Source organism: Mucilaginibacter arboris (genome assembly GCF_009754915.1).
In the GTDB taxonomy this organism is placed as follows: Bacteria; Bacteroidota; Bacteroidia; order Sphingobacteriales; family Sphingobacteriaceae; genus Mucilaginibacter_A; species Mucilaginibacter_A arboris.
The window spans coordinates 79,403-93,501 of record NZ_WPIK01000004.1 but is presented as its reverse complement, the minus strand read 5'-3'; the positions used below and the strand labels follow the sequence as shown (position 1 = coordinate 93,501).

General features: G+C 38.8%; 11 protein-coding genes. 9 read left to right on the top strand and 2 right to left on the bottom strand.

Features of this window, described 5'->3' with window-relative positions; translation table 11 throughout:
• Nucleotides 1-4: 4 nt before the first annotated feature.
• From GO621_RS05095 to GO621_RS05085, 3 genes are all read left to right on the top strand, one after another.
• Nucleotides 5-1,603 carry a complex I subunit 4 family protein gene (locus tag GO621_RS05095; RefSeq protein ID WP_157564821.1) on the top strand — a complete coding sequence of 533 codons (1,599 nt, stop codon included), beginning with the start codon at nt 5-7 and terminating at the stop codon, nt 1,601-1,603.
• Nucleotides 1,604-1,609: 6 nt separating this feature from the next.
• Complete coding sequence (locus GO621_RS05090; protein ID WP_157564819.1) at nt 1,610-3,118, top strand: NADH-quinone oxidoreductase subunit N; 1,509 nt, start codon at nt 1,610-1,612, stop codon at nt 3,116-3,118.
• A 117-nt stretch (nt 3,119-3,235) separates the two neighbouring features.
• A complete protein-coding gene (locus GO621_RS05085) occupies nt 3,236-5,143 on the top strand; it encodes an amidophosphoribosyltransferase (protein ID WP_157564817.1) in 1,908 nt (635 codons plus the stop codon).
• A gap of 66 nt (nt 5,144-5,209) precedes the next feature.
• Here GO621_RS05085 and GO621_RS05080 read toward each other — a convergent pair whose 3' ends face one another.
• On the bottom strand, nt 5,210-5,857 hold the full coding sequence (locus GO621_RS05080; protein WP_157564815.1) for a LysE family translocator: 648 nt from the start codon (nt 5,855-5,857) through the stop codon (nt 5,210-5,212).
• Between the two features lie 174 nt (nt 5,858-6,031).
• On the opposite strand from GO621_RS05080, the gene GO621_RS05075 reads away from it, so the two are divergent.
• Entirely contained in the window at nt 6,032-7,639 is a 1,608-nt protein-coding gene (locus tag GO621_RS05075; RefSeq protein WP_157564813.1) for an MFS transporter, read from the top strand.
• A gap of 5 nt (nt 7,640-7,644) precedes the next feature.
• A complete protein-coding gene (locus GO621_RS05070) occupies nt 7,645-8,106 on the top strand; it encodes a deoxycytidylate deaminase (protein ID WP_157564812.1) in 462 nt (153 codons plus the stop codon).
• A 169-nt stretch (nt 8,107-8,275) separates the two neighbouring features.
• Here GO621_RS05070 and cmk read toward each other — a convergent pair whose 3' ends face one another.
• Nucleotides 8,276-8,959 carry a (d)CMP kinase gene (gene cmk / locus GO621_RS05065; protein ID WP_157564810.1) on the bottom strand — a complete coding sequence of 228 codons (684 nt, stop codon included), beginning with the start codon at nt 8,957-8,959 and terminating at the stop codon, nt 8,276-8,278.
• A gap of 285 nt (nt 8,960-9,244) precedes the next feature.
• Between cmk and lon the strand changes: the two genes are divergently transcribed.
• The 4 genes from lon to GO621_RS05045 all read left to right on the top strand — a co-directional run bounded on the left by lon (nt 9,245) and on the right by GO621_RS05045 (nt 14,096).
• Nucleotides 9,245-11,719, top strand: a complete 2,475-nt coding sequence (gene lon, locus GO621_RS05060) for an endopeptidase La (protein WP_157564808.1) — start codon at nt 9,245-9,247, stop codon at nt 11,717-11,719.
• Nucleotides 11,720-11,807: 88 nt separating this feature from the next.
• Nucleotides 11,808-12,341, top strand: a complete 534-nt coding sequence (locus GO621_RS05055) for a hypothetical protein (protein WP_157564806.1) — start codon at nt 11,808-11,810, stop codon at nt 12,339-12,341.
• A 61-nt stretch (nt 12,342-12,402) separates the two neighbouring features.
• Nucleotides 12,403-13,365, top strand: coding sequence for a lipid A deacylase LpxR family protein (locus GO621_RS05050; protein ID WP_157564804.1), 963 nt, complete (start codon nt 12,403-12,405; stop codon nt 13,363-13,365).
• A 110-nt stretch (nt 13,366-13,475) separates the two neighbouring features.
• Nucleotides 13,476-14,096, top strand: coding sequence for a tetratricopeptide repeat protein (locus GO621_RS05045; protein WP_157564803.1), 621 nt, complete (start codon nt 13,476-13,478; stop codon nt 14,094-14,096).
• The last annotated feature ends 3 nt before the right edge of the window (nt 14,097-14,099 follow it).

The window sequence follows — 14,099 nt, the reverse complement described above, 5'->3', positions numbered from 1 at the left end:
GTTGATGGACCATCTGCTTACACTGCTCATTTTTACGCCTTTACTGTTTGGTATAGTGCTTCTTTTACTGCCTGTTTCTTTGCGTAACAGCTTTAAATATTTAGCACTTGCTGCAACTATTGTCCAACTGGTTTTGAGTGGATGGCTGTATTTTCATTTTCAAACCGGTGCTTCTTTTAGCGGCATAAATCATGCAGAGCAATATCAGTTTGCCGAAAAATTAAGTTGGATCAGCCTTAGTCTTGGTTCGATGGGCAAAATGCAAATAGATTATTTTGTTGGTGTCGACGGGCTTTCTATTGGTTTGTTGTTCATGTCATCGCTGGTAATGGTTGTAGCCGTTCTGGCTTCCTGGGAAATCAAAACCAATTTAAAAGGCTTTTTCGCTTTGTTTTTACTGCTGGATATGGCCGTAATTGGTGTTTTTTGTGCGCTGGATTTCTTCCTGTTTTACATTTTTTACGAGCTGATGCTGCTGCCGCTTTACTTTTTAATTGGGATGTGGGGCGGCGTGCGACGGGAATATGCAGCTATCAAGTTTTTCCTTTATACATTATTTGGCTCTGTTTTTATGTTGCTGGTGATGATTGGTTTGTACTTCTCCGTAACTGATCCCGCAACCGGAAACCATACTTTTAACATTATCCACATGATGAATCCGGCTAATTATGTCCAGGGTTCTATATTTTCAACAGCTCATCAAACCTTGTTTGGTTTTCCGGCACGTTCTCTGGCTTTCGTGGTTTTGTTTATTGCTTTTGCCATTAAAGTTCCAGTTGTTCCTTTGCACACCTGGTTGCCGGATGCACATGTAGAAGCGCCAACAGCGGTTTCCATTATTCTGGCCGGTGTTTTATTAAAAGTTGGAGGATACGGAATTTTGCGTGTTTGTTTCAGCATTTTTCCGGAAGTGGCAACAGCAGGCGCTTTCTGGCTCGGTTTACTTGGTGTTATTTCTATTCTTTACGGCGCTTTAAATGCCCTTGCTCAAACTGATTTAAAGCGATTAATTGCTTATTCTTCCGTTTCGCACATGGGTTTTGTGTTGTTAGGAATTGCATCACAAACAACAGAAGGGATCAGCGGTGCGGTAATGCAAATGCTAAGTCACGGTTTTTTATCTGCCATGCTGTTCTTCCTTGTTGGTATAATTTATGTCCGCGTGCACGACCGTTACATTTACAACTTCCGTGGCCTGGCTAAACTGATGCCAGCGTTTACTGTTTTTGTAATGATTGCATTTTTTGCCTCACTTGGTTTACCCGGCTTTTCTGCTTTTATTGCCGAAGCTTTTTCTTTGATCGGCGCTTTTACATCTGCTTCTGTAAACGGATTGTTGCCGGCTTGGATGGCTGTTTGCGGTTCCATTGGAATTTTATTAAGTGCGGCTTATTTTTTGTGGACTTTACAACGAATGTTTTTTGGAGAAACCAGATTATCCGGCGGAGAAAACTGGCGGGCAGCATTAACAGACCTCAACTTTCGGGAAAAATCTGCCTTAATCCCGCTTGCCTTAATGGCTTTGATCATGGGTATTTTGCCTTCGTTGGTTTTCGATAAAATCAATGATTCTGTTCTCGCTTTAGTTCATTTATTCAGATAAAAAACAATGAACGAGCTGCCGCTTTCTATTACCGAACAATTAAACAACATCCTGCAAAGTATTCTATATGTTGTACCCGAAACGGCATTGGCCATACTGTTTTTACTGGTCATAATTACAGGATTACTGTTGAAAAAAGATGCCGACCGTTTCTGTCAGTTGCTCTCTTTGTTCGGTTTGGTTTTTGTTTTTCAGCGCGATGTGCAGCAGTTGTACCTCATATTATCCGGGCCGAAGTTTCTGTTTAACAACATGCTTCTTTTACACCATGTTTCTATTGTTTTTAAACTGATTTTTGAAGCGCTTGCTTTCCTGATTGTGGTTTATGTGCCATTGGACGAACAGTTAAAAGTGCATAAAAAAGGTTTAAGCGATTTGTACGCCATCATCATTGCCGTAGTTTTTGGTTTGCATTTGATGGCTATGTCCGTCAATTTATTGATGATCTATTTATCTGTCGAAATGGTTTCCATTGGTTCTTTTTTAATGGTTGCTTATCGTTCTGAAAACCGTTTTGCTGTCGAATCGGGCCTAAAATATGTATTGTTTGGTTTTGCTGCTTCGGCTACGATGTTGTATGGCATGTCGTTATTATATGCTTTTACAGGCCAACTGGATTTATTTAACGGACAATTTTTAGAGCAACTCATTCACCTCAATCCAGTTCCGGTTTCGTTGGCCATTCTGCTGGTTTTGACTGGCATCGGTTTTAAACTTTCTTTTGTGCCGATGCACTTTTGGGTGCCGGATGTTTACGAAGGCGCTGCTACGCCAATTGTGGCTTTTCTCTCAACCTTAACCAAAATTGTCGGCTTTGCTTTGCTGGCTAATTTTTTAACGCCATTTATTTTTTTCAGCCATTGGACTGCTTTTGATTTCAGGCTGTTCTTTTCCGCAGTAGCCATTCTCACCATGGTTACCGGAAACTTTGCAGCCATCCTTCAAAATAATCTTAAACGGATGCTGGCCTATTCTGCCATTGGCCATACTGGTTTTGGGTTGATGGCTTTAGTTACGTTTTCGCAGCAAGGTGTTTCTGCATTACTTTTTTACCTGCTTGTTTATGCTTTGGCAAACATTGGCGCCTTAATGCTTTGCAGTTTTTATGCCGGTAAAAACAGTATGCTTACCGTGCAGGATTTACGCGGATTAGGCAAAACTTATCCTTTCGCCGGTGTTTGTTTTGTTATCCTGCTAATTTCGCTTACCGGTTTGCCCGTTTCTGCCGGGTTTAACGGTAAAGTACTGGTTTTTTCTGCTGTGATTGAAGTTTACAGGCAAACGCACAACATCTGGCTGCTTGCTTTGCTGGTTACCGGAGCTGTAACTACTGTGGTTTCCCTTTTTTATTATTTTAAAATCCCCTTGTATCTTTTCCTCAAATCCGCAGAAAACGAAACAGAACTTCCGGCAGAAAAAAAGCAAACTTTCTTGCTCATAATCATTGGTTTGCTAAGCGCGCTGGTTTTGCTGATCGGAATTTATCCGGGTTTTTTATCAGATTTAGTTCGGTAAGCACTGTTGTTTTTATTCATCATTTAGAAGTCAGTATTGCTTATCCAAACCTAATCAAATTGAATTTGACAATACATTTTAGAATTTAAGTCCTACTTTTGCGGCTCAATAGGAATCATGAGCGATCAGATTAAACACGAATGCGGAGTAGCCTTTATCCGTTTGTTAAAGCCCCTTTCTTACTATCAGCAAAAATACGGAACATCACTTTATGGCTTAAACAAGCTGTATTTGCTGATGGAAAAACAGAACAACCGCGGTCAGGACGGGGCTGGCGTTGCAACGATTAAATTGGATGTTGCGCCCGGAAACCGCTATATCAGCCGTCATCGTTCTATGGCAAAAAATGCGGTTGCCGATATTTTTGAATACATCCAGAAAAAGTTTGCCGATGTGCAAAAAGAATATCCGGAAGAGTTTCATAATGCCGATTGGTTAAAAGAACACGTAAGTTTTACCGGAGAAGTTTTATTAGGCCATTTACGATATGGAACGCACGGTAAAAACAGTATTGAAAACTGTCATCCGTTTTTACGTCAGAATAACTGGATGACCAGGAATTTAATGATTGCCGGAAATTTTAATATGACGAATACGGATGAATTATTACAGCAATTATTTGAGCTTGGCCAGCATCCGAAAGAAAAATTAGATACTGTTACCGTTTTAGAAAAGATCGGGCATTTTTTAGACAGTGAAGTTCAGGGCTTATTCGATCAATATAAACGAGAAGGATTGGATGATAATGTTGAAATAACGAAGCTGATTGCAAACGATCTGGATGTAGCAAAGATCCTGAAAAAATCAGCTAAATCCTGGGATGGCGGTTATACCATTGCCGGAATTTTTGGTCATGGTGATGCTTTTGTAATGCGTGATCCGGCTGGAATTCGTCCGGCATTTTACTATGTAAATGATGAGATTGTAGTTGCTGCTTCCGAACGGCCTGCTATTCAAACAGCATTTAATATTCCAATTGGTGATATCAAAGAAATAAAACCCGGACATGCATTGATTATCAAGAAAGATGGTAATATCAGTCAAAAGCAGTTCAGGGAACCAACAGAAAAAAAATCATGTTCTTTTGAGCGGATTTATTTTTCGAGAGGAAGTGATGCTTCTATTTATCGCGAACGCAAGCAATTGGGCCGCTTACTGTGTAAACAGATTTTAGATACGGTAGATCATGACCTGGAAAACACGGTTTTTTCTTACATTCCGAATACGGCCGAAATAGCATTTTATGGAATGGTAGAAGGCGTGCACAAATACATCAAATGCTACCAGCGCGAACAGTTGCTGAACCGGGCAGACAAGATTACCGACGAAGAGCTAAACCGGGTATTGAACATTTATCCGCGGGTAGAAAAATTAGCGATAAAAGATGTAAAGTTGCGCACTTTTATTACACAGGATGCAGACCGGTCCGAAATGGTTGCACATGTTTATGATACTACTTACGGAATCATTAAAAATGATAAAGATACGCTCGTTGTTCTGGATGATTCTATTGTTCGGGGCACTACCTTAAAGCAAAGTATCCTTAAAATTATTGATCGTTTAGGACCGAAAAAAATCATTGTAGTTTCTTCTGCACCACAGATCCGCTACCCGGATTGTTATGGTATCGATATGTCCCGCATGGGAGAATTTGTTGCTTTTGAAGCAGCCATTAGCTTACTAAAAGATAAAGGGATGGAAAAAGTGGTCCATCAGGTTTACCAGCAATGCAAAGACAGCGCAGATATGCCAAAAGAGCAGGTCCAAAATTATGTAAAAGCTATTTATGAGCCTTTTACGGATGAGCAGATATCAAACAAGATCGCAGAAATTATTACCCCAACAAATATAAAAGCAGAAGTACAGGTAATTTACCAGACTTTGGATAACCTGCACAAAGCCTGCCCCGATCATTTAGGCGACTGGTATTTTTCTGGCAACTACCCAACACCCGGAGGAAATAAGGTGGTAAACAAAGCATTCCTGAATTGGATGGAAGGCAAGAACCAGCGGGCTTATATGTAGTTGTGTTTTGCTGATAAGGGTAATGCTGTTTTTATCAGGCAAAAAATCAACATATTTTTTTGAAATTTAATAGGCTGGAAATACAAAATGAGTTACCAGCCTGTCGAGAATAATAAAAGCTGCAATAATTAGGGCGATACCTGCAACATAATTAAGCCGGTGGACTAATTTTACTGAAATACGGTCACGCAGTTTATTGGCATAAAAAGCTTTTGTAGTATCCATCCCAAATTGCACAATCAGGATAGTTACAAACATAATAGAAATTTTAAGCTGCCGATGTGGAATACCTGCATGATATACGGTACTTGCTGTTCCGATAACAGTAATCCAATGAAACAACATGGTTGGATTAAAAATACACATGGCAAATCCTTTAAAAAAATAACCTGCACGGTTAACCCTTGCCGGTGTATGGGTATCATAATCTACATCTGCTTTTTTTAGCAGGTAATAAATACCAATACCAAGCAAAATAATACTGCCGGCAATACCCAGCCACACTTTAACACGCGGTGGTATTTCAAACAGTTGAGAGCCAAATATAATTGCCCCTACAAATACCACATCGCTTGAAACCACGCCCAGCGCTAAAGAAACGCCCGCATGAAAACCTTTTTCAATACTTGTTTTAATAAGCGCAAAAAAAACAGGCCCGGTAATAAAGGTTAATACAATACCTATTCCGATACCGGAAATGATAGCTTCAATCATTAATTCGGCTTAAATATTTATAATAGACAGATGCGAATATGCAATTTTATTGTTTTAACAGCCAATAAATACAGGTTGTAACAGCAATAAGTATAAATGGTGCTGATAAATTTATAAATTACTTTTATGTTCGCATGATAATATATTTTCTGCTAAATACAATCAATCAAACCAATGGCCCAATCAACAACAAAAAGCTATGCTTCTGCTTTATACTCCTTAATTACCGTTTTCTTTTTCTGGGGTTTTCTGGCTGCATCCAATGGTGTTTTTATCCCTTTTTGTAAAACTCATTTTCATCTCACACAATTTGAATCGCAATTGATTGATTTTACCTTTTACGGTGGTTATTTTATCGGTTCGCTTATTTTGTATTTCGTTTCGCAGCTAACAAAAGTCGATCTCCTTAATAAAATAGGTTATAAAAACGGCATTGTTTACGGTTTGCTCATTTCTACTGCGGGCGCGCTTGCTATGGTTCCCGCTGTTAATAATGGCCATTTTGCTTTTATTTTAAGTGCTTTTTTTATTGTTGCTGTTGGTTTTTCTTTACAGCAAACTGCCGCCAATCCGTTTGTGGTAGCTTTAGGTCCGCCGGAAAGTGGTTCGTCCCGTTTAAATTTTGCAGGAGGTGTTAATAACTTTGGTGGTTTATTAGGGCCAATTGTGGTGAGCATTGTGCTTTTTGGTTCTTCAAAAAGCAGCGATCAAAGTAATGTAAGCATTACATCCGTAAATAACCTGTATTTTATATTGGCAGCTTTGTTTTTGGCGGTAGCCCTTTTTTATAAATTTTCTAAGTTGCCCGAAATTAACAGCACAGAAAATGTAGAGGCCAGCACAAGTTCTAACCCACCGCTTGTATTTATTACTTTAGGTTTTCTGATGGTCCTGATTGCAAACCCCCTTGAAAAATTAACCGGTTTAAGCAATGCTTATTTTATTTATACAGCTTTGGCCATCATCCTTTTATCGCTGATTTATGTACTGATAACGCCTAAAAAAAATCCCGATAGCTGGGGCGCCATGCAATACCCACAATTGGTTTTAGGTATGCTTGCTATTTTTACTTATGTTGGGGTTGAAGTAACTACCCAAAGTAATATGGGCGCTTTGTTAAAACTACCTGCTTTTGGTGGTTATGCAGATTCCGGTATCAAACCTTACATTTCTTTATACTGGGGAAGCTTGATGATTGGGCGATGGACGGGCGCCATCAGTGCTTTTAGTTTGTCTAAATCAACAAAAAATATTCTAACTATTGTTGTTCCATTTATTGCTTTTGGGGTCATTTTGTTATTTAATCATTTTACAGGTACTGATGTTAGCAATCTTTACCTGTACTCAATTTGTGTAGTAGTGTTGATTGTTGCTTTTTTTATGGGTCAGGAAAAGCCAACCCGCATACTCATGATTTTTGGGTTATTAGGCATGTTTGCCATGATTGTTGGTTTATTGTCAACCGGACAAATAGCAATTTATGCTTTTTTAAGCGGAGGCTTATGCTGCTCCATTATGTGGCCAAGTATATTTTCGCTTGCGGTTGCTGGTTTAGGGAAATACACCAGTCAGGGTTCTGCATTTTTAATCATGATGATTTTAGGCGGATCGATTATTCCGCCGGTACAGGGAATACTGGCAGATACAGCAGGGATCCATATTTCTTATATCGTTCCGGTTATTTGTTTTGCTTACATCACTTTCTTTGCGGTGAGGGTAGGAACAGAACTGAAAAAACAGGGAATTGATATGAACCAGGTTGAAGCAGGAGGCGGATACTAATTTTTATGCCTAAAAAAAGCTTCGATACTATTTTTATGCACCTGGCTGCTGACCTCGCTTTTCGCTCGCATTGCGTAAAAGCACAGGTTGGAGCGGTACTTACAAAAGATACACGTATTATTTCAATTGGTTATAATGGGCCACCTGCCGGAACACATAATTGCGATGAAGAATGGCCGGAACAAGGCTGCGAACGCGATGCAAGGGGAAGCTGCTCCTTAGCTTTACATGCTGAGCAGAATGCTATTTTATATGCAGTAAAAAATGGTGCAAAATTGGAAGGCGCAACCTTGTATGTTACCCTTTCGCCTTGTTTGGCTTGTGCACGTTTGATATTTTCCGCAGGAATAACGGCAGTATTTTATTTAAAATCTTACGCAGCTTACAAAGGTTTAGCTGCAGATGAAGGCGTAAATTTTTTAAATAAATTTGGCGTGCCTACTTCACAATATAATCTGTTGGAATAGTTAGAAACTGTTTAAATTTCTATTTCCAAAAAACAGTCCTATTGTATCAGAATTGATTGATGCTTCTTTTATCACCCTAAAATTTTGACTGCTACAATTACTTTATTTTTAGATGATAAAAGAAGTATGCGCAATAGGTGATAGATCGTCTGAAGAAATTTAAAAAATTCTAAGCTTTTATGTTTATTAACGCATTTACTTTTTCCAAAGCAAAATTAAGCTGTTGTTCTGGCGATAAGTTCGTGTTATCTAAAATTACGGCATCCTCGGCACGCACTAACGGACTTTCTTCACGGGTAGTATCCTGGAAATCACGGTCTGCAATATTATCAAAAACCTCATGCAGTGTAATTTCTTCCCCTTTTTCTTTCAGTTCTTTGTAACGGCGTTCTGCACGAATTTTCGGATCGGCAGTCATAAATAATTTTAACTGGGCATTTTTAAAAACGGCTGTACCGATATCGCGGCCATCCATTACAATGTTTTTAGATTTTCCCATACGCTGCTGCTGTTTCACCATTTCATGCCTTACCTGGCGGATGGCCGAAACTGCACTCACATTTTTTGAAACCGGCATCTGCCTGATCTCGTCCGAAACTTCCTCATTATTTAAAATGATATGCGTTTCGTAATCGCGGGAATTAAAGTTAAGATGAATGTTTTTCAGTGCTTCTTCAACCTGCTTAGGATCATGAATATCAACATGGTTCCGAAGAAAATATAAAGTTACAGCGCGGTACATCGAACCACTGTCAACATAAATAAAATTAAGTTTCTTTGCTAAAGCCTTAGCTAATGTGCTTTTTCCGCATGAAGAATACCCATCAATGGCTATTACAAAGTTCTTGTTCATTTAGTCGGCAAAGATACAGGAATCGTTTAAAATGTAAACACCAAACTGTTCATGCTTCTTTTACAGCATGTTTTTTTAAAGTAGCAATGCCTTACTTTAGCTTGAAACTTGGGGCAATAAAATTTATGCCGGCAGGATAAGGACAAGTTTTCCTTTCAAACTAAATCAATAATTTCCAGTCCTAAAACAACAGCTTGGCATAGGTCTTGAACTATGAATATATTACACAGTTTTTTATTCAATAATTAATATTACTGCCAGTTTGGCGTTTAAATAAGGTTTTAAATGAGTTTTGACCCATTCGATTTTAATAATGCATTGCCGATCATAAATGAAGAATCAGAGTTTTTTCCTTTGATGTCATCAGAGGATGAGGAAGAAATGAATAATGAACTAATTCCAGAAGTGCTGCCAATATTACCGCTCCGTAATACCGTTTTGTTCCCCGGTGTAGTTATTCCGATTACTGTTGGCCGCGATAAATCTATTAAACTAATTAAAGACGCCAATAAAGGAAATAAAATTATTGGTGTAGTTGCGCAAAAAGATACTAGCATAGAAGACCCTAACTACGACCAGTTGAACCAGGTTGGTACGATGGCTTTAATTATTAAAGTGCTGCAAATGCCCGATGGTAACACTACGGTTATTATCCAGGGTAAAAAGCGTTTTACTTTAAAAGAACAGGTACAAACAGAACCGTACATTAAGGCTAGCATTGAGCCTTTTAAAGAGATAAAAGCAAAAGAGGATAAAGAGTTTAAAGCGATGGTTTCGTCTATCAAAGATATGGCGATGAACATTATCCATCTTTCTCCTAATATTCCTACAGAAGCCAGTATTGCTATCAAAAATATTGAAAGCACTTCTTTTTTAATCAATTTTATATCTTCTAACATGAATGCGCCGATGACGGCAAAGCAACACATGCTGGAGGTAGCAAATCTGAACGACCGGGCACGAATGGTGCTGGAACATTTAACAGTTGATTTGCAGATGCTGGAGTTGAAAAACCAGATCCAATCTAAAGTTCGCGTTGATTTGGATAAGCAACAGCGCGATTATTTTTTAAACCAGCAGTTAAAAACCATTCAGGAAGAATTGGGCGGCAACTCGCCAGACATGGAGGTAGATAACCTGCGTGCCAAAGGCAAGAATAAAAAGTGGTCAAAAGAAATAGCAGATCATTTCAATAAAGAATTAGAGAAATTAGTGCGCATTAACCCTGCAGCTGCCGATTATTCCGTTCAAATCAATTACCTGGAACTATTGACTGAGTTGCCATGGAACGAATTTACCAAAGATAACTTTGATTTAAAACGGGCACAAAAAGTGCTTGATAAAGACCATTTCGGGTTAGATAAAGTGAAGCAGCGTATTATCGAATATCTGGCTGTGCTTAAATTAAAGCACAACATGAAAGCGCCGATTTTATGTCTGGTTGGCCCTCCGGGAGTTGGTAAAACTTCACTTGGAAAATCTATTGCACGTGCTTTAGGCCGTAAGTATGTTCGGATGGCTTTAGGCGGGATTAGGGACGAAGCAGAAATTCGCGGCCACCGCAAAACTTATATTGGTGCCATGCCTGGCCGGATAATTCAATCGATAAAAAAAGCAGGTGCCTCTAATCCGGTTTTTATTTTAGATGAGATTGATAAGGTTGGAAATGATTTCCGCGGAGATCCTTCTTCAGCTTTACTGGAAGTGCTTGACCCGGAACAAAACAGTAACTTTTACGATCATTATGTTGAGATGGATTACGATCTTTCTAATGTGATGTTCATCGCTACCGCCAACTCTTTAAGTACCATTCAGCCAGCATTGTTAGACCGGATGGAAATTATCGAAGTAAATGGCTACACCATAGAAGAGAAAGTAGAAATTGCCCGTCAGCATTTACTACCTAAACAGCGCGAAGCCCATGGTTTAAAACCGAAAGATGTAAGCATCAAAAATAATGTGCTTGAAAAAGTAGTGGAAGATTATACGCGTGAATCCGGAGTCCGTAACCTCGAAAAGAAAATAGGTTCCCTGGTACGTGGCATAGCAAAAAGCATTGCGATGGAAGAAGAATATTCGGCAGCAATCAACAAAGAAGACGTTGAAAAAATTTTGGGAGCGCCATTGTTTGATAAAGACAGTTATGAAAATAATAATGTTGCAGGTGTTGTAACTGGTTTAGCTTGGACACAGGTTGGCGGCGATATATTATTTATAGAAGCCAGTTTAAGTCCGGGAAAAGGAAGGTTAACGTTAACCGGAAGTTTAGGCGATGTGATGAAAGAATCTGTTACCATTGCTTTGGCTTACTTGCGGGCACATGCTTCTTTATTTAATATTGATTACCGGTTGTTTGACCAATGGGATGTGCATGTCCACGTCCCGGCAGGTGCAACGCCAAAAGATGGGCCATCAGCAGGGATAACGATGCTGACCGCCTTAGTCTCAGCGTTTACACAACGTAAAGTGAAAGAGCATTTAGCGATGACAGGGGAAATTACGCTTCGTGGAAAAGTATTGCCGGTTGGCGGGATCAAAGAGAAAATATTAGCTGCAAAAAGGGCAAATATCAAGGAAATCATCCTTTCAAAGTCCAATCAAAAAGACATTCTGGAGATCAAGGAATCCTACATTACCGATATGAAATTTCATTATGTAGCAGAAATGAGGGAAGTTATCAACCTGGCTTTGACTCCTGAAAAGGTAGAAAACCCTTTAGATTTAACGGTTAAGGAAGAAGTAAAAGCTGTGTTGAATTAAAAAATGAATTAATCTTGTAACAGGGTGCTTATTTATTAAGCACCTTTTTTATTTGTAAAAATTCCGCTACTTTCACAATTAAAAACCTATGAAAAAAATTTACGTTGTTTTAATGCTACTGGCTGTACTTTTTATTTCTTCTCAGGTACGAGCCCAGCAAACTTTTGATTCTGGTACTGGCCGTGCCCAAAATGTTTTTGTTGAATTGTACGGACAAGGCCTTTTATTTAGCGCTAATTATGATACACGGTTTAGTAATAAAAGAGATGGGATTGGTGGCCGTGTAGGAATTGGGTACTTTGCAGTTGATGGAAATAACTTAACAACTATTCCTATAGGTTTAAATTACTTGTTAGGAAAAGGAAGGAATTTTTTTGAAGTTGGTTTAGGTGCAACTTATCTATCTGCAAAGCTTTCTGGTGATGATTTTTTCAAAAGCGATAATAGTGATGTCACTGGTAGTGAAATTATTGGTACAATGAGTTTTTCCTACCGCCTCCAACCTATCAATAGTGGTTTTGCTCTTCGTGCTGGTTTTTCACCAATTTTTGGTAATGGTTTTTTCATTCCTTATTTTCCTAATTTCAGTTTAGGTTATACATTCTCTGGAAAGCATAAATAATAATTTAAGAAGCCGGAGAAATTATCTCCGGCTTTTTTTAGTTTAGGGCTTTTTATATCTGATGAAACCTAAATTTCTAATTCTATTTTCAATACTTCTTTTATCGGTCTTTTTTTCGCAGGCGCAGCAAAAAAACTATCAGAATGAAGCTGGTTTTCAAACAGATAATGATTCTTACTTGGCGCAGGGTTCAGACCGTTATTATACAAATGGTTTGTTTCTATACTTTCGGCATGCATTGCAAACTGATACCGGCAAAGCCAAACTTTTTGGAAAAACGTTAGGTTTTGAGGCCGGACAAAAAATGTTTAATCCGCAGTCTGCTTTTATTCCTGCTGCCCGTTATGTCGATCGTCCTTTTGCCGGCTATTTGTATCTCGGTAGTTCCTTACAATATCTTTTTAAAAATGAGAGTGTACTAAAATTAGGTGTGCAAGTAGGTGTTACCGGACCGGCAGCGCTTGGAAGACAGGCACAGGAACTTGTACACAAATTATTAGGATTTTATGCACCGGAAGGCTGGCAGTACCAGATCAGGAATAATTTGGGGGTAAACCTTGCTGCTGATTATGGCCATTTGTTGTTTCGGTATAATTGGTTTGATCTTACCGGAAATACTTATGCAAACCTCGGCACAACTTTTACCGGTGCAGGGGCAGGGTTAATGCTACGTTTTGGAGAATTTAATCCGCTTTATCATTCCATAAGCACTTCTGGTTTAGTTGCAAAAAACAGGTTGGTAAAAGAAGTACATCGGCGAGAGCTTTTCTTCTACCTAAAACCAACTTTAAATTATGCAGCTTATGATGCAACGGTACAGGGAGGTTTGTTTGACACCCATTCAGACCCGGCAGAAATAACCGGAAAAGTGTTGCCTTTTGTTTTTAGCCAGGAAATTGGCGGTTCTTTAACTGCTGGCCGATGGGTATTTAATCTGGCCGCTATTTTTAGGACCAGGGAAGTAAAAACAATGGTACTGGTACATCAATGGGGAACGGCAACTTTTTTATACCGCTTTAATTAATGCTGTTTTTATCAGCATAAAATCATTTGTTAATAAATTTATTACAAACAGATACAATATTTTTAAAAAATAAGGGTTTGCTTATTATTAGATCTAATAGCGGTCGGTTAATGAAATACAGGTTCATTTTAGGTTTTCTGATTTTTTCTTCTTTTGAAACGATTCAGGCGCAAAATTCATACGTAAAGTTAGGCCAAAAAGCACTAATGGATGGGGATTTTAAAAATGCAGTTTCTATTTTAGAAAAAGCATGTATCATCGATTCTACCAATGCCAATGCTTTATGGATGCTGGGTTACTCTTACTATCATTGCGATAGCTACAAAAAATCGATAATTGCCTACACTAAAGTAATTACCGTAAAACCAGCCGATGCAACGGCTTATTATTATCGTGCCCGTGCAAAAGGGCATTTGGCCAATGATAATTTAGTTACTGCTGCCGATAAAGAAAAGTATTTTTTAGGGTCTATCCTTGACTTTACAAAAGCGGCATCTTTAAACCCTTCCGACTTAAAAAATTACCAGAACAGAGGCATTGCTTATAAAGATTACGGCATGTTTAAGCTGATAAAAAACACAGGCTTTTACGACAAAAACCGGGCAGCAAATGCTTTCCGTGCATCTATTGCTGATCTTCAGAAAGTGCTGGATTCTGATCCTTCGCGCCTTGATATAACTTCTTTGCTCGATCTTTCTAAAGAGCAGTTAGCGCATATGAACCGGAAATAGGAA